The following is a 23,368-nucleotide window of genomic DNA, read 5'->3' as shown; positions in this document are numbered from 1 at the left end:
CTCATGTATACAGTCTATAACATACAGTGGTTGTAAGCAGTGCCACTTCCCTCCGCCAGTATGACCTGGATCAGGTTCTAGGAGTCCCAAAGTCCATTACTTTGATCTCAGCCTTCTCAAAGGCACCTCCAGTGGATGAACTATTCATTTTTTTCAGATTAACACACAAGCTGAAATCTGTCATTTATTTCTTGTGCCAGGTTCTCACACAATTAAAAACCTGCTGTTAATTTGACGGGTGCCTGTGCATCACACAATTAAGTTCAATCATGCAGTAGAAACTGCGAGTGTGGTCGAGGCGACTGTGTATATTACAAGCAGTTACGGTTATAGGATGCCTACGGCTGCGAACGTAGCGAAAGGTGAGAATGGAAAAAATACGATTGTGGAAGTCTGGACATATGATCTGTTTGAACTTGGGGGAACTTATACCTTATGGATAGAAGATTTGCACAATACTGATGGGAAATATTTAAAAGAGAATGTGAAGATGGAGTTTACCATTTCAGATTTTTCAGGGCTTGACTATTTTCCAATAGACAATATGTATTATGATCAAAAATCGCCATTTACGGTTTACTGTAAATTATGGTTATTAGATACCTAACCTATGTTCCAAATACGAAAGAAGAACCCCACTTCTCACAAAGTGGGGTTCTATAACGTTATTCAACTACTAAACTTAACCAGCTAATTGTGTGCTGCACAGGCACCTGTTACTAGTTAATTATCACCGTAGAGCCGTCATACGTAGTAAACTTTATTGTAAACTGATCCCAGATGGTTTCTATAGTAAAAATATAATATTTCCGATCGTAATATGTGTCTGTCGGCTGATAATATATAGATTCCGTTCCCGATGAAACAAACTCTGTTTGGACATCAGCGGAATTCTCGGAATAAGCTTGCTGTAGATACTCCTGTATCTGGTCTAAAGATGGATTCATCGGAGAATCTATAAAGGATTTACTGTCGACTGCGTCTAATAACCATTTGTCATCTTCCTTTACAAAGGTATAAATTGCATTGGTGCCTGAACTTAATCCGATGTTTGGCACAACAGTCTGCAGTATAAGCTTTTCAGGACTTGACTCGATTACGTCAAATTTCAAGACAGTTGACACACGTTCTGCAAACAAAGATATGTCTACAGTAGGATGCATAAATTCTTCATAATAATCTCTTAACCCTTCTAAATAATTAGAAGTGACTAACTTCTTCAAATCATTTTCAATGTGTGAAAAATCTTTGTAGGCGCCATTAACAATTTCTGCTTTTTCAAGAATCTTTCTTATATCCGGTCCGACGGTTTCAACCATGCTTCTCATTTCTTCTAAAGAAATCGATTCAGCAATCTGAACCGGAATGGTCGCTTCTACTATTGCATCCCGGCCATTATCATAAGTAATGGTAATAAAGGTTCGATCACCACTCTTTGCAGTTGTTTTTGCACGTACTTCACCAAGGTAATTAACAGAAGCCACATTCTGATCTTTCACCTTCAGCACTATACTGCTGTCTGGCAGCGTCATAGGATTCGATTTCCATTTATAATCTATACCTTGAATGTTTAGCTCTGTTTTTTCACCCGGTTTCAGCACGATAGGGTCTGCCGTCAACTTCCTTAAGCTGCACGTAGACTTTTGGTGAATCGGTTTATTAAGATATGAAATTAGCACTTTCCAGGCAGTATCTTCGGATTTTCCTATACGCGCTGACGATTCAATATAATATTCATCTTTTATACTAAAGCACATATTGTCTTTTTCGATTTCACCGGCCGCTTTTATCTTATAGCCTCCTAAAGTATCTATACCTGCAAGTGTAAACTGCAGAATCTCAGCATTTACAGTGGGACCTGCGCCAACCTTCCCTTCTACTTCACCTTTCATAGATAGAAATTCAGCAGACAGATCACTTGTTGAGTGATCGAAAGATTCATAGCCGTCTGTTTCTTTTTTTACTCCAAGATTATAATACTCGTCTTTAACAACTTCAAATTCTATATATACCTTACCACTTGCCTCGCATTGTAAGAAAAATTGAATTGATACACCTGCCAATCCATAGGCTTTGACTGGGAACGATCCGCCAATCGGGATTTTCAGCGGCTCTGATTCAGCACTTGATACTTGAAACTCTACATTTAATGAAGTTTTTAAACCGCTATTTAATTCTAACCAGTTAACAGTTAATCCCTGTAAATCGATGTTGACCATCGGCTTGATCAATTCAATTTTTCCGCCAAGAGTGGCTGCCCCGTGATCTGCCCCTGCCGGAAGTAATTGAACGTCACTAAACTCTATATACGGATTACTTTTTTCGCTTCCAATTTTAATTTCTCCTATTGATGCGTCTGATAGATTTTCAACTTCAAAAGTGCGTATATCCCCGCTCTTTGTTTCGCTAACCACGCGCGATTCTAATTCAGGATCCAGCGTAAAGTCATCAGATGTAATCGCTAACGCATTCGACATATCAATATCTTTTATAACATCCTCTAACTTTGGCTCCTTTGTTGTCATCACTGTTTGATTTCCATCGTAGTTAATATCAACAATTTCTTTTGACCAACCTAAAGGATATCGTTTGGTTTCAGGGAAAATAATGATATCCCCTGCAGATAGTCGTTTCAATACTTCTGGCATACCTTTAAAAACAAATGTATTATCTTCATAATTCCAGTCTTCTATTGACTGCGAGATATTACTAGGTAAACTTGTCACGCCTTCTTGGTAAGTTACAGCATTTTCGCTGTCGTTACGCGGCACGAATACATCCGACTCATCCCGCTGATCACCCGTTTGAAACGGCATTTTCACCGGAGCACTTAACAATTTGCGTTTTGTTGAAGATACTTCATCCGCAACAAACAGCGTATAAGAAGTATTTGGACGATAACCTTCTTTAGGCGGTTGAACAATTACTTTATTCCCTTTATCCACTAGCATCGCTGTCGTTTGAACCACTTGACCGGCTTCGTCCGTTATGTAGAGATGCTTATTCGTAATGGACCCAACTTCAACATCTTTATTAAATGTAATCGTCCATTCCTTATTCAACGGAACGTTCTTTTTCATCGGCAGTGTCGTCCAATCCATTTCTGCCTGCACGGAAAGCGAAGACATCAGCATGCCCTTAATAAAAATACTTGTCAATAAAAGCATACAAATAATTAAAGTACTTCGTCTCACGAATTGCCGCAATAAAATCTCCTCCTCATTTCACATCATTAGTTATATACTACCACTACAAACGATGCCTGTGCCGATATACTAGAACCAGTTCCTGTGCATCACCCAATTAAAAAACAATTCAAATAACCAAATCAGCCCCCTGATCTCATCAGGAGGCTTTTCATTTTCTCTTAAAACCTTCACTCATATGCGTTATTCTGCAAGTATTCCTCCAAGCTTGTGATTTCCTCTAAGTCCATTTCACAATATGCCGCGTAAGCTGCCTGTGTTTTTTCAAATGACGGAGGAAGACAGCGAAGGAGGGAGGAGGTATCTACGTAGGAGGGCAGCTGCTCTGGCCGTGTTTTGTAAAAAGAAAAGGAGCTGAAGGGGTAGTCAGCCAGCTGGCTGACCATAGGTACGATAGTTTCAATCGGGTTGCGGTGAATGTAGCGGCTGACGGCGAGGAGTGCCTGCGGAGTGTCGACAGCCTTGGCAAAATAGCGGCGCTGATAGATCCGTCCGACGTGATAATAGCGTTTGGCGTAGTAGTCGCTGTATCGCCGGTTGATTTGCTGCATGATTTTCGAGAGGTCATCCTCCGAGCGGATGAGCAGATGGAAGTGATTGGTCATGATGCAGAATGCCGGGATGGCAAACCGGTATATTTCAGCCGCGTGCGCGATACAGCGCATGAGGTGGTACATATCCTCGTCAGCAGCAAAAATGTTCTGCCGGTTATTTCCTCTCATAACAACATGGTAGTAGGCGTTAGGCTGCCAGTTCCGCTTACGTCTTGCCAAAATGTTCACCCCCTTGCAGGGCATTCGGCAGCTTGCGCCATTTGATTGCTTCTTCGATAGCCGAATCAGTCATTGCTTCGCTGCCCTGCAGGTCGGCAATCGTCCGAGCAAGCCGGAGCAGCTTGACTTGTGTGCGGTTGCTCCATTTCTGCTCGAAGCAGACTATACTGATCCATTGCAGCTGAATTTCAGAAAAGCCTGCTGTACGTTCCAGCTGTTGATAGGATACCGTAGCGTTCAGTGCATGGCTTTGATAACGCTCATACTGGAGACTGCGTGCGCAGCCGACACGGCGACGGATTTCTGAAGATGTCTCGCTCGCTGCCTTTTCCTGCAAGCCGCTGCTCTTCAGTGACAGAACGAAATCAAGACGATCCACGATAGGACCGGAAACTTTTAGCTGGTAGTCTGTCACCTGTCGCGGTGTGCAGGTACAATAACGCTCTCTGGAGCCGTAATAACCGCAGGGACAGCGATTGGTGGCTGCGATTAAGGTGAAGGAAGATGGATAGGTAACCGCCTGTTTTACCCGGCTGATGGTTACTTCTCCTGACTCCATTGGCTGGCGAAGCATATCAAGTGTTTTTCTTGAGAATTCACCCAGTTCATCAAGGAACAGCAATCCGCGGTGAGCCAGCGAAATCTCCCCCGGCTTTGGATGCGTTCCGCCGCCGATCAATGAAATAGCAGACGCTGAATGATGTGGCTGGCGATACGGAGGGCGCAGCGACATACCTTTCTTTTCCCGTGCGAGATGATACAAGCTGTAGACTTCCAATGCATCTTCTTTCCGCAGGTCAGGCATGATGGACGAAAAGGCGCTGGCCAGCAGACTCTTGCCGCAGCCCGGCAGACCGACGAGCAATGTATGATGCCCGCCCGCCGCTGAAATTTCAAGTGCTCGTTTTGCCTTCGTTTGTCCTCGTACAGCCGAGAAGTCCGTTTGAAATACTTCTGCGTCATCTGCGGCTGCAGAAATGACAGAGGTCAATATGCCTTCGAACAGTAAGGAAGATTGTCCGCGTAAATGCTCAACCAGCGCTTCAACGGTCGGCAATGGAACGAGTTCGGCTTCTGCCGTGTCATCTAAGAAAGATACATCGACCGGCGGCAGGTAAATTCGTTTGAAGCCGAGCGACAGTGCCTGCTGCACAGCAGGCAGCAGGCCATGGAACGGCAAGAGTTCACCGCTCAGCGAGAGGGATGTGATGACACAGACTGAATCATCAATCGGAAGCGGTGAATCGGTCAGCTGCTGGTAGGCGGCCAGCAGCATCGCTCCATCAAACCCTGTCCCGCTTTTGCGCAGATCAGCCGGCGATAAATGAATCGTCAGCTTCTTCATCGACAAATCGAAATCCAAACAGTGCAGGCAACTGAGCACCCGCTCCTTCGACTCTTTCATACTCGCATCCGGCAATCTGATGATCACACACTGTTCCTTATCAATGCGCACATTCGCCTCTACCCGGACCCGTTCTCCTTTCATGCCCTGCAGCCCCACACTCATCACAGCAGAAGACATACTTACTCACCTTCTTATCTTATATTTATATACTTGAAGTATAGGGGCATACAGAATACTCGTCAAAACAGCAAAATTGATTTTTACAGAAGACAAACTGCGTAGGTACCGAGTTTAGATTTGCAAGAATTCAATTTTAATGCAGAATTCAAGGAAAGAATTGAATTCTTACTGTTTTATATAATGGGTGTTTCGGTACATTTTCGATGACTATTTCGACTCTGTGCTTTCCCTATTAATAAACAGAAGTAATTTTCCAAATTAGAAAACTTTCATCTAAACAATAGTACGACACGCAACCTAAATAAAAGCCCTCTAACCGATCGCTCGATTAGAGGACTTCCATATTCACACTCCAAGGTATTTGAATTGTGTCTGAATTGTGTGATGCACAGGCACCGGTTTTTAGGTATTTGAATTGTGTCTGAATTGTGTGATGCACAGGCACCGGTTTTCAAAACTTGTTGCAACATGTTCATCACCTCCTTAAAATTTAGGTCGACCAATTATGTCACCTCCCCTAGCGAAACTAGCAACTAGCGACAGTTATATAATAATGACGCTAGTTTCAAGTGCCACATTTTCACCGGAATGCATGGTAGTACAGGGTTTTACATTGCCATGCATTATCTTATTTACTAATGTCGCTAGTTTCAGAGAAATAATGTCGTGAGCATTCTTCAACGCCTACGGTAAAATCGGGTACGATTTCATCATTGACCAGCCACACTTCGTACGGTTCTGGCAGACCCGTTTCGATGATAATGACTAAGTAGAAATTGCCTTTCTCATCTGTATAGCTTGCACTGTCGGCTAGAATTGGATCTGCCAAATGATCAATGACATGTAGGGGCACTAATCGCTCGTCTACCTCATCTCTCAAAAACCAAAGCACCTCACCATGAATTTGACTAATTGATACGTACGCACCAAGCTTCTTCGTCAGCACTTGCGAAAGACGTTGTTCTGCACACATGATTATTCACTCCTATTATTCTTACTATTTAGTAGTGGCAAGGGATTTCGAAAAACCAGCTGTGACCGTCAAGTAGAATTAAGCAGTTTTCGACAATTATCACGCAACAGTTTTCAACAATTAAGATTCAACACCTGTTGTCGTAAATAACGTTTGCCGGTACTTCATTCGAATACTGTCCTGCTCCTCGCTGAACGTTAAAATCTCGCTCCGATGCAGTAAACGATCCAGGATGGCTGTGGTCAATGTCGGATCACCTAAAAACTTCCCCCACTCTCCAGGCCCCTTGTTGGATGTCAGGATAAAGGCTGCTTGATCGTACAGTTCATAAATGAACTGGAAGAATAAATGAGCTTCCTGCGGCTCGTATGCCATATACATCACATCATCTATGATAATCAAATCGGATTTGACGATCCGTTTGTAGCGGGTTTTAGACTTGGCCGTATAATCCTTGGTCTTCAATACATAAATCAGTCGGTCCATCGAGATGAAGGACACTTGGTGCCCTTTCTCGATCGCATGGATACCTAATGCTGTAGATAGATGGGTTTTGCCGACACCTGTCGGCCCCATCATGATCAATGTGAAACATTCTTCTATCCACGTCAGCTCTTTTAAGACATTCAGTTGCTTGGCCCCGACTGCGGTCTGTTCTTCTAACCGAAAGTTCTCCAGGGTGAGCAGTTGTAACCGTCAAGTAGTTTTGGTTCTTACGCGAACTTGGGGAGGTGACTTAGGGGATGCTAGATTGATATAATAAAAAGAAAGGAGTGCTTGATGATGAACTTTCTCACCTGGACACCTCCCGATTCTTCTCTAGAACTGCTTCACGCCGAATCCACTTCCGACAAGATCCGGCTGATTGTTCAAAGTACCCGATCCTCCTCCTGCTGTCCCACATGCTCCCAGTCTAGTACCCGACCCCATAGCCGCTATACCCGTAAGCTGCAGGACGAGCCTTTTAATGGCCGGCCTGTGGAACTGTTAGTTCTCACCCGAAAATGGTTCTGCATATATGCGGAATGTCCCGTGAAGGTCTTCACGGAAAGGTTTGAAGGGCTTTCGCCGAACCGCCATCGAACGCAACGGGCCGAAGACATCCTTCGGGAAATTGCGTTCTCCACTAGCTGCCTCACTGCCGAAAAGATCGCCCATGCCATCCATATTCCTGCCAGCCATGATGCACTGTTGTCACTGATCTACCGGACAGATATAACACCTGAGGTGTCACCCTTTCCTAGGGATTGATGATTTCGCTTTTCGCAAGGGCCATACCTACGGTACGATGATCTGCGATCATCAGAAGGGGGTCCCCTTGGCCCTGCTGCCCGATCGCCTGCCCGAAACTGTCACCGCCTGGCTGAAACGTCATCCTTTCATCCAGGTTGTCAGCCGAGACGGCTACACCGCATTTCGTCAAGCCATCACCCAAGCAAACCCTGCCATCCACCAGGTATATGATCGTTGGCATTTCATCCGGAATGCGAAGAAACAGGTCGACGTGCATCTTGCCACCCTTGTGCCTACTTCCATCACTTGGATGGAACCGGCTGCCGAGCAGACAGCCATCCCTTTGACCGCCCGGGAAAGGGCAGCATCCGAGAGACAGAAGAGGAAATGGTCGCTTATCCAGGAGATTCAAAAGCAGCACGCAGACGGCAAGAACATCTCCCGACTCTCCCGGGAGTACCAATTGGATCGTCGGACCATCCAGAAGTACCTGGATCTGCAAACTCCCCCTATGGATCGAAGGCCAAGGGCCAAGCCTATCGATGGCTATTCGGAGGAAGTGACACGGCTTGAGCAGGCAGGACATACGATTCGATTCATCCACCAAACCATACAAGGGAAGGGATATGAAGGGACCTATTCGGCGGTCCGCGCCTTGGTCGAATCAAGACGGAAAGAGCGGAAGTATGGAGCAGTTCGGACGGACTCCATCCCGCGAAGAAGATTCGCCGCTGTGATCTGGAAGCAGAAAAGGGAGCTCAATGCAGAGGATGCCATCATCCTACATCGCGGTCTCTCCCTGTATCCCTGCGTGGGTCCATTCTACGAATCCGTCCAGGCATTGCGCGCATCCATTACGGCAAGGGACTACCCCGGCTTCCTGGAATGGCTTGCCGCTCAGCTCTCTGACCGGGCTTCACCGTTCCTTCATTACGCGCGACGCCTGCGGAGTGACCTGCAAGCTGTCCGGAACGCCTTTACCCATTCCTACAGTAACGGTTTACTAGAGGGCCAGATCAACCGATTGAAAACAATCAAGCGGATTACCTATGGTCGAGCAAGTCTGAAGTTGTTGGAAAAAAGGGTGCTCTATCGACATAATGATATTCTAAAAAAATAATTATCACATTTAAAGCTACTGGCCATGCCTATTCCCCAAGTTCGCGTAAGAGCCATCAAATTCCACAACTAGTTTGTTGCCGTTAAGCTCGAATGCTTTACCAGAAACATAACCAGGTGCTGCAGCCCCTGACACGTAGAAACGGAAGTCTGCTGGATCAATAGTATTTTCTGCTAGAGTTTCAGAGAAAGTAAATGTTGCAGTGTCAAATCCATTTACGCCATCTGTATCAGTAACAATTACATCGCCAACTTGTACTGGCGCAACTGCATCAGTAATTGTCGCACTAACAGCTTTTTCTCCGCCCAATACTGTTGCAGAAGCTGCATCGACAGTAAGAGTTGCGTTAGCAAGAGCTGCTGTGTTTGTAGTTGGGTTAGACAACTTGAATGTTACTGTACCATCAGCATTCAAAGTTGGGGATTGTAGGTTATAGCCATTAACAGTTACGCCTGAAAGGATTGGAGATCCTACAGTTGTTGCTAGTCTGTTCAACTGTGCTTGTGTAACATCTTTGTTGAACTTAACTACAACTTCCTCAACTTTATCAGTGCCGTTAGTTTTCGCAGATGTGATAGTAAATGCGCTAACTTCTGGTGCAGCACCGTTACCTACAGCTTGTTTCTTGTTGCTGTTGTCAGTGTTCGCAAGAAGTAGTGTTCCTGCTACACCGGAAGTAACATTTTGTAATTGAAGACGATCGTCTAGGCTCAATGCATTTTCAATTTGGTCATATGTTGCTGCAGTGAACGCCGCACCATTATTAGCAAATTGTCCATCTGTACCAAGCTTAGTAGTCTCGCCTGCTTTACCATAGTGGTAAACTTTATAATCATTTGTTCCGTCAGCTTTGATTACGATACGGCCGTAGTTTGTTCCACCGTCGATGTTATCTTTAACTTCAAAACCAACTACAGTACCAGTGACTGGAACAGTAACTTTCTGTACATCAGCCAAGAAGTCTGCTTCCTCAACTTTGTAGTCATACGTATTATTGTCGTTACAAGTATCTCCGTTTGCCTTGTTTTTAACTGTAGATACTTGTGAGCTAACTTCTAGGCTACCAGATTTAGCAGGTACGCCAACATTCAATTTCGCGTCCTTCGTAACAGAAGTAACGTTAGTTGAATTGTAAGTGCGTGCTACACCGTGGATTGTTACAGTAGTTCCTGGCTCCATTGTTACTTCCTGGCCGTTTACAAACTCTGCAGTTTGTGTAGAACCGTTGTAAGTGATTGTCTTGTCATCATATGCAAGACCAGTTTCATCAACCAAGCTTGGGTTGATCTTCTGGATTACATCAGATGTATTCTTCACTGTGAATGTTGCGTAACGGATACCTGCAGTCTCAGAAACGTTACCGCTCTGGTTCAATAGTGAAGATGTCCATGTCATTGTGTCTCCAGTGATGAACGGACCAGCGAATGGTTTGTTCAACGCATACTCAGGAGCTACTACAACAGACTTAAGGAATGTAACTGTTGGTGCAACTGCGAATGGCTCGCCATCTTCCAATTTGTCATTTCCAACATTATCGACGTTACCCGCAGAGTTCAAATCGATCCATGCGATTGGAGTCGCTTTTGAGTTATCTACAGCTGACTTAACGTAGAACGTTGCTTCACCTTTATCGTTTGTTACTACTGAAACAACCTGATCAGCATTATAAACGCCGTCTTTTGTTGCAGCGATCTTAGCTGGTGTATTGTTTGTTAGAGAAGCATCGTGGTTTTGCTGGATGCCCACTTTAACTGTACCGCCTTTGTATGGCTGGCCGTTTTCAGTCAATACTTTCACAGTGTATTTAACTGGGTTTTGTGTACCGTGCTCATCGCTAAGCGCAGCAACGAAGTTTTCAGAACGGTCGAATGAAAGCGTGTATGGAGATTGAACGCCTTTGAATTCAACTGCTCCAGCTGTTGCATGAAGTTCTGTTTGCTCGAAACGGTTGTTTTTGTTTTCATCAACAAATACTACCGGAGTCGCTTTCGTGTTCTTACCTGTTACAGTAAATGTAGCTTCACCTTGAGAGTTTGTTTTGATTTGGAATGCTTCCTCACGGTTTGAACCAGCCTGGCTAGCTGAATCCTGGTAAGGAGTTACATAGCTTCCGTTGTTTTTACGCAAGCTTGCATTTGTGTCGTTTGTAATTGAACCGTCAATGTCATTCAAGTTTTCTTTGAATGTAACATTTAGATCCGCATTCGCAACTGGCTGGCCAGCGCCAGCGGACCCACTTACTTCTCAGAAATCGCAAAAGGCAAATATGAACCGCTTCATTTGTATACGTTGAATTGGACAGGAGATGTCCTGGACCGCGGCGGGTTGAATATTACGAATGGAAAAGTTACAGCAGACCCGTCAAAAGCCGATCTAGTGATCAATCAATACGGCAGTATCGGGGCAAATGCCATCATCGATATAGGGACTAACGCGAAGATGGATGCACCCATTAGTGCCGCCGACTATGCAGGGAAATGGCAGAACTCCCTCACTTTGAAGCTGACAACATATCTCATCAAGACGCATGATAATCAGTTCGCAAAGATACGGATCACCGATATACAGCCGACGAAGGTATTTTTCGATTATGTGATCGAAACGGAGTACATTCCGGAACCAGAGCCAAAGCCGGAGCCTAAACCTGAACCGAAACCGGAACCGGAACCAGATCCCTCAGAACAATGGAAGGTGTTAGCTCCCCAAACGGACGTAGTGCCGAATAAGACCTGGAAAGTAACTTTCACCAAGGCGTTTGATTTCTCCACTATGAATAATGAGAATGTGTATGTCGAATCGGGAACCGGCGAGAAAATAACGACTACCATCACTTCAGGCGAATCCGATAAGATCCTGTTGATCAAACCGCCAGCAGCAGGATATGAATATGGAAAGTCTTATACGATCTACGTCAAGAACACGGTGAAGGAAAAGCTTACCGGAAAACCCCTGAAAGAAAGCGTGAAGATGCGCTTCACCGTCCAGCAAGCACCGGTTACCAACCCAAGCTTGGAGGCTCCGAAAGAACTGACAGCAGTCGCTTCCGACAGTAAAGTGGCACTGGATTGGTATAGCCTATATCACACCGACTTCCTCGGCTATTACGTCTATGTAAGTGAAGGAAATGAGCAAAACTTCAAAAGATACAAAGATGAGCAAGGTATCGAACTCGTCACGGAAGATTCAGCACTTGAAATCACCGGCCTGAAAAATGATACAAACTATTACTTCCATGTGACGGCCCGGTATAAAGGAGGCGAATCTCTTCCTTCCGCGACCGTATCTGCCACGCCAACAGCAACAGCCCAAGTGGATTGGACGGGAACTTGGTCCGCAAAATACGGACCAATCCGATTTGTCCAATCGGGTAATACCGTTACCGGATCATACGCTTATGGCACGTTCAACGGCACCGTCGCCGGCAGAACATTATCGGGATGGTTCACTGAACCGGCCAATGATGGTGAGTTTAGATTCACGATGTCTAGCGACGGCAAGAGCTTTATCGGTTCTTATCGTAATTCTTTCCAGACCATCTAGGCTTCGTGGAATGGCAACCGAATCGATTAACATGCTATTTGTGAGGGTCTGCCCCAAAGCAAAAAGGAGTCTTCCACCTGGTTTTCCCTGGTGGAAGACTCCTTTTCTTTTGCACGCTTAGTTATACCTATATTTCACTTCCCGACCTTCGCCTTCACCACGATCAAATCCGCATCCTCGACAGCCTGCAGGCTATGATTCTCATAAGGCTCCATGGAAAGCACGACGCCATTCGTCAACTCTACGGTTTCCTCTTCAACCGTGAATGAAATCGTCCCCTTCCTGACAACGACCAATACATTACAATCGGCATGATGCGTCGGGATCTCTTCCCCTGCCTTCAATTGGATATTCATCACATCCATAGATTCACTGCCCAATAACTTGTCGACTTGTTTTGGATTACTTTCTTCTTTGAACTTTGTCTGCAATAATTTCATGATGCTTCCTCCTTTTGGTCCCATTTCATTACAAATCTCTTCAACGGGTGAATCACTGAATAATCGATCAGCAGAATGGTCAGTACACTGATGAGCGTCCAGGCAAATACGATGTCCGTATTGATATTGATGCGTGCCAATGAAATAGCCGACCCCATCCCGCTGCTTGTACCGAGCAGTTCTGCCATGATCGTGACACGGACGGCCCCGCCGGATGCCAGCGAGACCGCAGTGAAGAGCGGAATCGCAAGCCCTGGCAGGATGATATGCTTCAGCACCTCAAAAGGGGTCTTCCGGTAAATCGACGCCATTTCTAGAAGCTGTGTATCGATGCTGCGGCAACCGTTCGCCGTGTGCAGGTAGAATGTCGGGAAGGCCAGTATGGCAACGACGGAGATCGGGATGAGCGGGCTCGTGCCGAACCACACCATCGCGATCACAACTAGGATGATCGGCGGAATGCCGAGCAGAAAGGAAATAACCGGCTTCATCGCTTCATATCCTGTCTGGAATCTTCCGCCGATCAATCCGACTCCGACGCCCGCCAGCATGCCGATTGCAAATCCGCTGATCATCCTGGTCATCGACAGGAAGAACTGCTCCAACAATTCGCCGGTCACTGCGAGATGTACCATTGCTTTGAATGTTTCAAACGGCGACGGAATCAAAATACTTGGATACTGCGTCGACAGCACATACCATAGTGCCAGCAAAGCGAGACAACTGGCAACTTGGATGCTAAGACTCTTATTTTTGCTGATAGTAGAAGCCTTCATCAGGCAACTGTCCTCCGATGATGTCTGGCGACAAGGATGCGAGTTCCTCGAAGAAAAACTCCAGTTCTTCCTTTGCATCCTGCGCTGTCACGAATTCGATGTTCAATGACGGCAGCAAGTTCTCGATAAATTGCGGCTCAAGTCCATCCTGATACTGGGCGATCAAGTCACCCGCAGCTGCTGGCTCCTCTTTCAGAAACTTAATAGACTCCTGGATCTTCGCCTGCAATTCCTCCACCGTTTCAGGATGCTCCTCGATCAGCTGCTTGCTGACGATGATGCCGGCTTGCGGGATACGCGCAGGTTTTCCCGTTGCTTCCGCCCACTCATCCTGTAGACTCATCACTTTCTGCAGCATGACCCCTTCCTTCTTCGCTTTGTCTACAGCGAGGGATGCCGTATGTTCCGGCAGCACTGCGTATTGCGCCCTGCCTGCAGCTAACAGCTGTACGACTTCCTGTGGTGTCGAGACATACTCGATCTTGATATCTTTTTCCGTATCTAAACCGTTCTTAGCCAATAGATATTGGAATACGAGATCCGGCATATCTCCTTTGAACGGTACATGGATGGTCTGTCCCTTCAATTCTTCCCAGCTGACAGGCTCGCCTTCCGGTCCGACGACGTAGAGGATTCCCCATATCAACGTGTTGATCAGTTCTACTTCAACGCCTTTATTGTAGAGGTTTGCCCCCACATATGTAGGGACTGCCGATACATCGACCTGACCGCTGCTGATACGTGAACGCATTTCGTCAGGCGTCTTCCAAGTCAGATATTCCGTTTCCTCCACCGCATCCACCAGCAAGTCGTCGTGGACAATCTTGTATAACGGCGCAGCGATCGATACGCCGGCTGGTGCCTGGATCGACAGTTTTTCCAGCTTTTCAGATTTAGCGGGCTCCTCTCCCGGCGAATCCTTTCCGTCTTGCTTGTTACCCGCAGATGAATTGCACCCTGCCAGCAACAGTACGATACTTAGTATAAAAACCGTACATATAGTAAAGCCCCTAGTCTGAAACAATTTAACAGCCCCCGATTTTCTCCTAGATTTCATTGATTTTTTCTTGTTTATAGCCATCATATCTCCTGAAACGCGGCACTTCCAGATGCATTTCTGCTCCGCTTCCTTTTCCAGCGCAGTCCAGCAGGATGATCCGGTCGGCCATCGTGACTGCCTCCCAGTAATCGTGCGTCACATACAGCACGCCAGTCCGGAAGTCCTCGATAATCCTGATGACATCATTTTGCAGTCCCCTTTTGATCTGTGGGTCGAGTGCCGAAAAAGGCTCGTCCATCAAAATCAGTTCGGGATTCGCGGCTAGCGCCCTTGCGATCGATACCCGCTGCTTCATGCCGCCCGACAATTGCCTCGGAAACGAATTGCCCGCATGCGTTAGACCGACTTTCTTCAGGAAGGATTGCGCCATTTCGTCAGAAGGTTCCGCCATGCCGAAACGGATATTGGCGAGTGCCGTCTTCCATGGCAGCAGCCGCGGTTCTTGGAATACATAGCCGAGCCGACGTGTATTCATATCGACTTTACCTGCCGTAGCACTCGTTACGCCGGTAGCGATATTCAGCACCGTCGTCTTGCCGCAGCCGGAAGGGCCCAGGAATACCACCACTTCCCCTTGCCGCAATGTGAACGACAAGTTTTCCAGCACCGGCTGACCGCCGTACGATTTTGATACCCCATGGAATTCAACTAGCGTGTTCATCTGCTCACGCCTGCTTTTTTGCCACGACCGTAATATGTCCGTATAAGTCGGAATTCGCATCGAAGTTCCGGATCAACGAGAGGAAATAGTCTTCATCTTCTTTATTCTTTCTAGCCATCTCGATCATCCCGATCAAACCATCCCATCCCTCGTCTTCCACGAGACCTTTCAAGGAAAGCAGGTTCAACCTCCCGACTGCACAATCAACCGATGTGAACTGGGCTTCCTCAAATAACTGCCGCCAGCCTTCTTCCTTCATCGGCTGGGCATTCACTAGGATCAACTGTCGCAGATCCTGTAATTTCTCCCCTAGTTCCTGTCCCGGGAGTTCACGTGTGATCAATAGATCGTGCGTCGCGAGCAGACCGCCGGGCTTCAAGACGCGCCGGTACTCGGCAAGCGCTTTTTGCTTCAGTTCATGCGGCAGCATCGTCAACATCGCTTCATTGATGACCACGTCGAAACTTTCATCTTCAAACGGCAATGCGGTTGCGTTGCCGTGCTGGATGGAGATCAGCTCTTCCAGCCCTTCCTTTTTGATATTCTCTTGTGCTTTCCGGACACTTTCAGGATTGATGTCGACCCCCGTAATCCGGCAGCCGAATGTCTTTGCCAAGTGGATCGCCGTCGTCCCCATGTTCGGCGCCACTTCCAGGACACGAGTATCTTTCGTCAGACCGCATGCATGGATGATTCGGTCCGTCCCTTCCCTCCCGCCTGGTCTCAGCTTCGTCTTCCCGAGCTTCGCCAGGAACAGATGAGTAGGCAATCGCTTCGCTTCTGTATTCAATATGATCTCCCCTTCTCCACAATCAGTTGCTTTTCTAATTGATAACTATTATCATTTTAATTGATAATAGTTATCAGTAGCTGTGATGCAAATCACGTTTATCATTCTTTTTCAAGGAGTTGAGACAAATTGAATGCAGAAGAGCAAAAAGGTCTGCTATTGCAGTTTCCCGTTTTCGCCAAAATGACAACGGATGAATTCGATGAGATTTTTCCGTTCTTTCATTACATCAGGGCCAAGAAGAATACCTATCTATTCAAACAGCACGAACCGCTGGATGGTCTATATTTCCTCATCCACGGCAAGATCAAAATCTTCAAGACGAACAGCCAAGGCAAGGAACAGCTAGTCAATCTCTACTATGGAAAAGATATATTCCCTCACATCGGCCATTACTTCCATACAAAAACCTATCCAGCAAACGCCCTAACTCTCCAGGATGCCGATATTTTCGCCATATCTGCAGAACACATCGAACAGCTGCTGCTGAAGACACCGGCTTTGACGATGTACTTCCTGCAAGTGATGGGCGAGAAAGTAGTAGACCTGCAGAATCGATTGGAAGAGAAACTGCTCGGTACAACCGCCGAACAAGTCACCGGCCTGCTCATCCGCCTCGCTGACAGACACGGACACCCGGTCTCCGATCAAAAGATCCGCCTGAATGAAACATTCCAGAATACCGACTTGGCAAACATGATCGGCATCACGCGGGAAACCGTCAGCCGCACGATGACTGCACTGTACGCCGAAGAAGTCTTGACGAAGGATGAGAAGGGACGATTGATTATCGACATGCCTAGGATGAAGAAACTCACTGGCGGCGAATGATCGCGAAGTGGCATACTCTTAGAAGATAAATAGTTCTCAAACAAAAAAAGGACATAAAATAAACCGTGTATATTGTATTACATCGCCTTGCTAAATGTTACATATAGTACAGCGGGGAAGTGAGGTTTAAGTCAAAATGCATTGGATCAAACACTTTGTGGCTATTCTTCTTCGGGATTTTAGCCGTATATGCATGGTTTGGCCTGTTTCTCATCGTGCATGCTATGCTTTTCCTTGTCATTGGTAACTTGCTGCTGACGGTAGTGGTTATCGTTTTAGTGGTAGTTGCCGTGTTGTTCGCCCTTGCAATTATTTTGAGGGGGCTTTCACGGTTGTTCCGTCTTTGGAGATGCTGACATTGTGATTTAGGTGGAGGGCACAAAAAGAAGTGGGCAGGATAAATCAACCGGACTACTTCCTACAGAAGGAAGCAGTCCGGTTTTTATATATGTGTTTAGTAAAAAGGACCGGAACATTGGGGAAAAGAAGAAATATGCACTGTGTATTCACGATCCTCAGATGCACATTCATAAACTACAGCTACAGCTACACATCTTTACCTCAACACTTCAAGCAGATCGTAGTTTTTATATTTTCGATTCCGCTTCTCATTGGGATTTGTGTACAGCAATCCTTTTTCTGCTAATGTGTTCAATGCTGAACGGGCCGTGTTGGGATTCAGTCGGGTAAACTTTGCCGCCCCGGCAGCTGAGCAGTTCGGATTGAAGAAAGTATACATCCACACCTTTTTCTCCGAGTCTTTGCCGCACTTTTCCAACCCCGATATCGCCAGTGACTCTGCCCGTTCCAGTTTTAAAAGAAGCTTTTCCGCCATACGGTCGCAGGCTTTCAAGAAGAATAGTAACCAGCTTAACCAGTCCGGCTTATCGCCGCGTACGCCATTAAGCATGTCGTAGTATCTTGCACGCTCTCTCTCGAGTTCTTCACTCACAAAAAAAATCGGCTTTGCTATGATTTTCGATTGCAGTAAATATAAAACAATCAGGATTCTCCCTAACCTGCCGTTCCCATCTAGGAATGGATGAATCGATTCGAATTGTGCATGGACAATGGCTGTCTTCAGAAGCGGATTGCTTTGCTCATTCAACACTTCATCTTCAGGCGGTAAATGGTCCGTTTGCATCTCTTTCCCGTATGGATGCTGGTTCATATAAGTTTCCCAGTTCTGCATATATTGATCAATTTCATTCGCTGGAATCGGGATATACGAAGCATCCTCAATGCGGTTCGTGGGTCCGATGAAATTCTGGATTTTCCGAAACTGTCCGCTCGCTTCCTTTGTCCCTCGTCCACCTTCCATTAACGTCGAATGAAGCTTTTGAATCATTCGGGTAGTAATGGGATAACCGTTGCGGATGTAATCAATACCTTCCATTAATGCCTTTTGATAGTTCAGTACCTCAATGACTTCCCACCTTGGATGGGGATCATCCTGCTCTTCCATAATATCGGTGAACGTGACCTGAGTTCCTTCAATACGAGTAGATTGAACGGACTCTTGCTGTGCCAGGATACTGATTAGATTATCTCCGACCATTGAGCCGTTAAATCTTTCATCCAATCTGCTGATTTTGTTGCTGACTTCAGATAGTTTTTTGTAAATCGATAAAGCCTCTTCCACTTTCACACTCGGCGGAAGCAGTTGAAGTCCCTGGATAGCCATATAAAATCATTCTCCTTTGTTACAGTATACCCCCGCTAACGTAAAAAAGTCACTATTTCACGTTAACTTTTTGTATAACAAAAAATAAAAGAAGGAGAGTCATCCGATCAAATTCCCGATTGGATGACTCTCCTTATAGTAAACAACCGCTCACAGATCCCCATACAACTCCAGAAACTCCTCGCCCTTCTGCGAAATCGTACTACCTGCCCGTCCTTTCCGGACAATCAATAACCCCAGCCGATTCAACACTTCCATGCGCAAGCGCAGCTGCTGGTCAGTCAACGATGTATCTTTCTCTGCCAGCATCTCTTTCAGCGTCCGTCTGCCGAAGGACTTCTGCTGCTCTTTTCCTTCTTTGAATATGCGCAGCAGTTCTATGCTATCATCCAAGAATCCGTGATTTTCGATTTGGCCGATAATATAATCCACATCTAAATCCGATGCTGCTGCTTGATATTGGTTCCCTTTAAAAAAGAGCGGCAAGGATTCGATATCCACTACATTGTTGTTGAGACAAGCGCAATAGGAGACGACATTATATAACTCTCTCACATTGCCTGGCCAATCATAATTTGTGAAAGCATCTATTACATCCGAGGAAAAGACAAGCGATTCTTGTTTCAGATGTGTTTTGAAATTATTGATCAGTATCGGAATATCTTCTTTCCTCTCACGCAAAGGCGGTATTTGCACCCGATACGTGGAAATGTAGGAGTAGACATCCATGCGGATCTGTTCCCTTTTCACTAATTCAGACAAATTCGTCGCAGTGGACGTAATAATGCGCAAATCCGGCGTCTGGTTTTCAAACAGGCCTGCCAATCTTCCCTGCAGGCTATAAGGCAGCTGGTCGATATTCTTGATGAACAACGTGCCTCTTTCGATTTGTTCCAAACCTTCTTCAAACAGTTCCCTCCTGATCGATTCAGGCTCTTTATGGGAGCAGTTATATGTAAAAATCGGGAATGCGGAAAAAATCGACTCATTGTGGATCATCTCCGCCCACATTTGCTTACCCGTCCCCACTTCCCCGTCTATATGGATATAGTGGTTCGTTTTCGCCATCCGTCTCGCCAGTTCTTTCATTAAATTGACGGTTGCCGAATGTGTATCGAGTTCTTCGAATGTCCGACCGAAATTTTGATCATCCATGACCCCGTTGCGGATTTCCGGTTGACGTTCCGATAAATATACGAGCGCTTTAATATACAACTGCATCAGGAGCGAATCATTGATTGCCAGCTCAAATTTCCTGCTGATCGCAAGCAGCGTATCGATGGATATGACCCGCGGCCCGATATCCATCACAATCGGGAAGCCCTGTGGCACCAATTTCTGTTCGCCGGGCGTAACCACCAAATGAATATCTTCAGGAATCTTCTTATCTGTCAGAAACGGAAAATACTGATGCTGGGGCACGATTTGCCTCATGGACTCGACCGTCTGCAACGTGTCATCGTCGTTGTCATTGATCACCAATATATTCCGGTTGTCATCGAGTGCCAGAATCTCTTTCAGATTCACGATATTGATCATTCGTTCAGCAATGATGCACATGCAGGAAGCAGGCACAAATGGGCGGACCAACTCTTGGATGGCCGCCCCTGATAATAAAACCGTATCTGTAGGATGTATAGATGCTGAATGCAATTCCTTTAACGAAATAACCCGTATGTCGACCAACTCGTTAAATATATAAAGTAATTGTTTATGCATGTACGAAAGGTTTTCTTCTTGGATTCCAATTAATACTAATCTGTTCATCATACGTTCATTCACGTCCTGCCATCTAATTTCCTACATCCCAAACTCTCTTACAATATAGCATAATTCATGTTTCTATCCAATATGACCCTTTAATTCCTTGACTTGATCTACGGCTTTTTCAGTCTGTCTGACGGCTTCCAACAAGGAGTAGTTCATGCGGTTCACTCTTCTTTGCAGTTCGTTCTTCAGCAGGAAATATTCCGGTGTGTCGGGCTCACTATCAGCCAGCTCGTTCATCTTCTGCAGACTCGGGATCACGACTGGATTCACCGCCATATCATGATCGAAGATATCGCCCTTCACGTAATTCAACGGGACCAACGTATGTGACAGATCTTGGATAGCCGTATTGATCACTGACGCTTGTTCTTCACTAAGCGTCTCAGCTGTTGCTTTATATAAAGCTTCCACCGCAACTGATAACTTCTCCACGCGCTCCAATGACTGTGTTAAGGAAACGACATGTCCGGCCTTGCTTTCGTATTGCTGCAGGGCACCTTTTATCTCCTCGACCGCTTTCTGCTGGTTGATCGGGATGATGGTGTCCGTAGCAAACTTATACACTAAATCAACGTAGATCTCACAATCCCGTTTCAAGTTATCGGGGTCGATCTTATCCATCTTGTCCTCTGTACTGTGCCACCACCAGCCGTAGCCGCCGGAATTGCCTCCGCCGAACATCTCGCCGAATGCTTTGGCGGCAGGCGTAGTGCCTGGAGGTTGTTCGGATAATCCCATCAAAAGGGATGGCATGCCAGTGCCCCAGAATGACTGGTCTCCTGCGCGGCTGTAACGCGTCCCGACGAACTTCTGGCCAGCCACTTTCATGACTGAATCCTGGACAGCTTCTTTCGTTTCCTCCATGCAGTTTGCTTCCGTCAGGACAGTAGCGCCGATCGCACCGACCGAGTCGATGTTGATGTGCACCATCCCATTCTCATGCAGATCCTCCCAATGACGGTCCGCATAATACGTCGATGCGGCATATCTGCCATGCGAGTGGCCAGACCAAAAGGCAAACCGGACGGAACGCTTCAGTTCGTCGCGGTGTTTCGCCATGATCCTTGCCACTTCTACCATCGTCGCGTTGGCCGTCCCGTTGTCCATCGCGCCATAATGCCAAGAATCGATATGGCCGCTGAACAATACGAATTTATCGGTATCCGCCTTGAGTTCCGCTGTGAGATACGGAATTTTCTTCCATCCTGTATCCACTGTCGTCTTCAATTGAACCTGCTTATCGCCCTGTGACGCAGCGATGGCTTTCAGCTGCTCCCCGACGGTGTTCGTGACGGATGCTACGGGAAGTTTCGGCAAAAGCGACACCGTTTCCGTCGTAGGACTTCCCCAGACGGATGAAACGATCATTTCGTGAGTATAATCCGCATTGATGAAGATGGCTGCTTTTGCGCCATTCTTCTCCGCCCACTCAACGGATGGCCCTGTTGCCAGTCCATCCAAGAGCACGACCTTCGATTGGATATCTGCATCGGGATTCGCTTTCCTATCCACATACACCAATTCCCCGCTGCATCCATCCTCTCCAGTGGAACTTCCCATGGAGTGAGTGATGCAAGTGAACTCTTCAGTGCCGTGCGTCAATTCCGCATGGACAGGTAAACTGATGAAGGCATCGCAAAATTCAAGAACAGGCTCCAAACCGAATTCCTTCAACTTCTTCTCGACGTATTGGAACGCACGCAGTTCTTCTTCCGATCCGGACAACCGAACCTCTTTTGCGATATTTCTCGTATATTCCATTAGTAAATCGGCATCTACTTCTTGTAATAATTCAGGACGACTCAAAATCATCCACTCCTTCCTTGTTTACTTTCCTGCTTCCATCAACATGAGCGCCAGAAGAGCACTTCGTACCGGCATCTTCGAGATGATCAGATGCTCGTTCGCAGCGTGTGCCCCGTCCCCGACCGGACCCATTCCATCCAAGGTCGGCGCGAATCGGGAGGCAAAGCTGCCATCACTGCCGCCACCGCTCAACTGCTCTTTCAAATCGAAGTCCAAATACTCCGCAGCCAGATGCTTGGCCGTTTCAAATAACCGGCCTACCTCTTCCGTCTTCTCCATCACCGGGCGGTTGATATCGCCGGTCACTTCAACCTGAATACCTTCTTTGCTTGGCTGGATATTCTTGATCAAAGGAATGACCCGGTCGAACTCGGAATCCATTTCCACACGCAGATCCACTTCCGCAGACGCGCTGGCTGCCACGACGTTCGATGATGAACCACCATTGATGACGCCCACATTCACGGTCGTGCCCTTTGCCAAGTCCGTCAAGCTATGCAGATACAAGACGATTTTCGAAAGTTCCTCGATGGCGCTGATTCCTTTTTCCGGCTCGATCCCGGCATGGGCCGCCTTCCCTTTCACCGCTACGTCAAAGATCCCGACGCCTTTACGGGCAGTTTTATACATTCCTTCAAGGGCTCCGGAAGATTCCAGAACGAACACACAGCTGCTCTTCGCCGCTTCCTCCTCGATCAAGTGACGGGAGGAATCGCTGCCGATTTCCTCGTCCGAAACCAATAGGAAGACAATCTTCTTAGTCAATACCACTTCATATTTCTGCAAAGCATGAAGAGCGAAAATCCCTTGCACGAGGCCGCCCTTCATATCGAATGTCCCCGGTCCGTATGCTTCGTCCCCTACTACTTTGAACGGCATATTCGCAAGCGTTCCTTCAGGCCAGACGGTATCCATGTGGCCGAGCAGCAAAATCTGCTCGTCGCCTTCACCGATCTCGATCCGTACTTGATTTCCGAATTCCTCATTATGGATCGAATCCACTTTCGCTTGTACATATGGCTGAATCAATTCGACGACTTTCTCGCCGAATATGTCGACCAATCTCTTATTGTCTGACGGCGTCTCCATCTCGACCATCGTCTTCAACATATCCAGCATTTCATCCTGCTTGCCAAGTAAATATTCTGCAACTTTCTCCATACGTTTCACCTTCAAT

At 46.5% G+C, this 23,368-nt stretch carries 18 protein-coding genes, 3 pseudogenes and 1 riboswitch; of the genes and pseudogenes, 5 read left to right on the top strand and 16 right to left on the bottom strand.

Annotation, left to right across the window (positions count from 1 at the left end; all coding sequences use genetic code 11):
- Positions 1–30: 30 nt before the first annotated feature.
- Positions 31–140, bottom strand: a riboswitch (TPP riboswitch).
- Positions 141–244: 104 nt separating this feature from the next.
- A complete protein-coding gene (locus SporoP37_RS12285) occupies positions 245–607 on the top strand; it encodes a hypothetical protein (protein WP_143565454.1) in 363 nt (120 codons plus the stop codon).
- A 112-nt stretch (positions 608–719) separates the two neighbouring features.
- Here the strand turns inward: SporoP37_RS12285 and SporoP37_RS12280 are convergent, their stop codons facing one another.
- From SporoP37_RS12280 to SporoP37_RS12260, 5 genes and pseudogenes are all read right to left on the bottom strand, one after another.
- On the bottom strand, positions 720–3,101 hold the full coding sequence (locus SporoP37_RS12280) for an Ig-like domain-containing domain (RefSeq protein WP_198160023.1): 2,382 nt from the start codon (positions 3,099–3,101) through the stop codon (positions 720–722).
- A gap of 275 nt (positions 3,102–3,376) precedes the next feature.
- Positions 3,377–3,988 carry a transposase gene (locus tag SporoP37_RS12275; protein WP_443028380.1) on the bottom strand — a complete coding sequence of 204 codons (612 nt, stop codon included), beginning with the start codon at positions 3,986–3,988 and terminating at the stop codon, positions 3,377–3,379.
- Entirely contained in the window at positions 3,966–5,504 is a 1,539-nt protein-coding gene (locus SporoP37_RS12270; RefSeq protein ID WP_085431087.1) for a YifB family Mg chelatase-like AAA ATPase, read from the bottom strand. Before SporoP37_RS12270 ends, SporoP37_RS12275 begins: the two co-directional genes overlap by 23 nt.
- Positions 5,505–6,135: 631 nt before the next feature.
- Complete coding sequence (locus SporoP37_RS12265) at positions 6,136–6,480, bottom strand: hypothetical protein (protein WP_085431086.1); 345 nt, start codon at positions 6,478–6,480, stop codon at positions 6,136–6,138.
- A 120-nt stretch (positions 6,481–6,600) separates the two neighbouring features.
- Positions 6,601–7,170, bottom strand: a pseudogene (locus SporoP37_RS12260) (ATP-binding protein); the annotation flags it as partial.
- 90 nt (positions 7,171–7,260) lie between these two features.
- On the opposite strand from SporoP37_RS12260, the pseudogene SporoP37_RS17695 reads away from it, so the two are divergent.
- Positions 7,261–7,434: pseudogene (locus tag SporoP37_RS17695) on the top strand (transposase family protein); the annotation flags it as partial.
- 33 nt (positions 7,435–7,467) lie between these two features.
- Here the strand turns inward: SporoP37_RS17695 and SporoP37_RS17475 are convergent.
- Positions 7,468–7,662: a hypothetical protein gene (locus SporoP37_RS17475; RefSeq protein WP_232329759.1), complete on the bottom strand. Its 195-nt coding sequence runs from the start codon at positions 7,660–7,662 to the stop codon at positions 7,468–7,470.
- Positions 7,663–7,768: 106 nt separating this feature from the next.
- Between SporoP37_RS17475 and SporoP37_RS12250 the strand changes: the two genes are divergently transcribed.
- Complete coding sequence (locus SporoP37_RS12250) at positions 7,769–8,833, top strand: transposase (protein ID WP_232329758.1); 1,065 nt, start codon at positions 7,769–7,771, stop codon at positions 8,831–8,833.
- Positions 8,834–8,848: 15 nt separating this feature from the next.
- Here the strand turns inward: SporoP37_RS12250 and SporoP37_RS12245 are convergent, their stop codons facing one another.
- Positions 8,849–11,005, bottom strand: coding sequence for a hypothetical protein (locus SporoP37_RS12245; protein WP_085431084.1), 2,157 nt, complete (start codon positions 11,003–11,005; stop codon positions 8,849–8,851).
- A gap of 117 nt (positions 11,006–11,122) precedes the next feature.
- Here SporoP37_RS12245 and SporoP37_RS12240 point away from each other — a divergent pair, with 117 nt between their 5' ends.
- Complete coding sequence (locus tag SporoP37_RS12240) at positions 11,123–12,373, top strand: fibronectin type III domain-containing protein (protein ID WP_085431083.1); 1,251 nt, start codon at positions 11,123–11,125, stop codon at positions 12,371–12,373.
- 134 nt (positions 12,374–12,507) lie between these two features.
- Here the strand turns inward: SporoP37_RS12240 and SporoP37_RS12235 are convergent, their stop codons facing one another.
- From SporoP37_RS12235 to SporoP37_RS12215, 5 genes and pseudogenes are all read right to left on the bottom strand, one after another.
- Positions 12,508–12,813: a cupin domain-containing protein gene (locus tag SporoP37_RS12235; protein ID WP_085431082.1), complete on the bottom strand. Its 306-nt coding sequence runs from the start codon at positions 12,811–12,813 to the stop codon at positions 12,508–12,510.
- A complete protein-coding gene (locus SporoP37_RS12230) occupies positions 12,810–13,589 on the bottom strand; it encodes an ABC transporter permease (RefSeq protein ID WP_158233666.1) in 780 nt (259 codons plus the stop codon). The genes SporoP37_RS12235 and SporoP37_RS12230 overlap by 4 nt, the downstream gene beginning before the upstream one ends.
- The gene (locus SporoP37_RS12225) at positions 13,561–14,613 is read right to left on the bottom strand and encodes an ABC transporter substrate-binding protein (protein ID WP_158233665.1); all 1,053 of its coding nucleotides are present in this window, start codon (positions 14,611–14,613) and stop codon (positions 13,561–13,563) included. Before SporoP37_RS12225 ends, SporoP37_RS12230 begins: the two co-directional genes overlap by 29 nt.
- 243 nt (positions 14,614–14,856) lie before the next feature.
- Positions 14,857–15,310: pseudogene (locus tag SporoP37_RS12220) on the bottom strand (ABC transporter ATP-binding protein); the annotation flags it as partial.
- Between the two features lie 4 nt (positions 15,311–15,314).
- A complete protein-coding gene (locus tag SporoP37_RS12215; RefSeq protein ID WP_085431078.1) occupies positions 15,315–16,100 on the bottom strand; it encodes a class I SAM-dependent methyltransferase in 786 nt (261 codons plus the stop codon).
- 129 nt (positions 16,101–16,229) lie between these two features.
- On the opposite strand from SporoP37_RS12215, the gene SporoP37_RS12210 reads away from it, so the two are divergent.
- On the top strand, positions 16,230–16,931 hold the full coding sequence (locus SporoP37_RS12210; protein ID WP_085431077.1) for a Crp/Fnr family transcriptional regulator: 702 nt from the start codon (positions 16,230–16,232) through the stop codon (positions 16,929–16,931).
- A gap of 556 nt (positions 16,932–17,487) precedes the next feature.
- Here the strand turns inward: SporoP37_RS12210 and SporoP37_RS12200 are convergent.
- The 4 genes from SporoP37_RS12200 to SporoP37_RS12185 all read right to left on the bottom strand — a co-directional run bounded on the left by SporoP37_RS12200 (position 17,488) and on the right by SporoP37_RS12185 (position 23,352).
- Positions 17,488–18,615 (bottom strand): Fic family protein, encoded by a 1,128-nt coding sequence (locus tag SporoP37_RS12200; protein ID WP_085431075.1) that lies wholly within the window; start codon positions 18,613–18,615, stop codon positions 17,488–17,490.
- A 150-nt stretch (positions 18,616–18,765) separates the two neighbouring features.
- The gene (locus tag SporoP37_RS12195; protein WP_085431074.1) at positions 18,766–20,385 is read right to left on the bottom strand and encodes an AAA-type ATPase lid domain-containing protein; all 1,620 of its coding nucleotides are present in this window, start codon (positions 20,383–20,385) and stop codon (positions 18,766–18,768) included.
- A 72-nt stretch (positions 20,386–20,457) separates the two neighbouring features.
- Entirely contained in the window at positions 20,458–22,191 is a 1,734-nt protein-coding gene (locus tag SporoP37_RS12190; RefSeq protein ID WP_232329757.1) for a M28 family peptidase, read from the bottom strand.
- Between the two features lie 21 nt (positions 22,192–22,212).
- A complete protein-coding gene (locus SporoP37_RS12185; RefSeq protein ID WP_085431072.1) occupies positions 22,213–23,352 on the bottom strand; it encodes a M20 family metallopeptidase in 1,140 nt (379 codons plus the stop codon).
- Positions 23,353–23,368 lie beyond the last annotated feature (16 nt).

Source organism: Sporosarcina sp. P37 (assembly GCF_002109365.1).
Classification (GTDB): domain Bacteria; phylum Bacillota; class Bacilli; order Bacillales_A; family Planococcaceae; genus Sporosarcina.
This window is presented reverse-complemented; position numbering and strand designations above follow the sequence as displayed.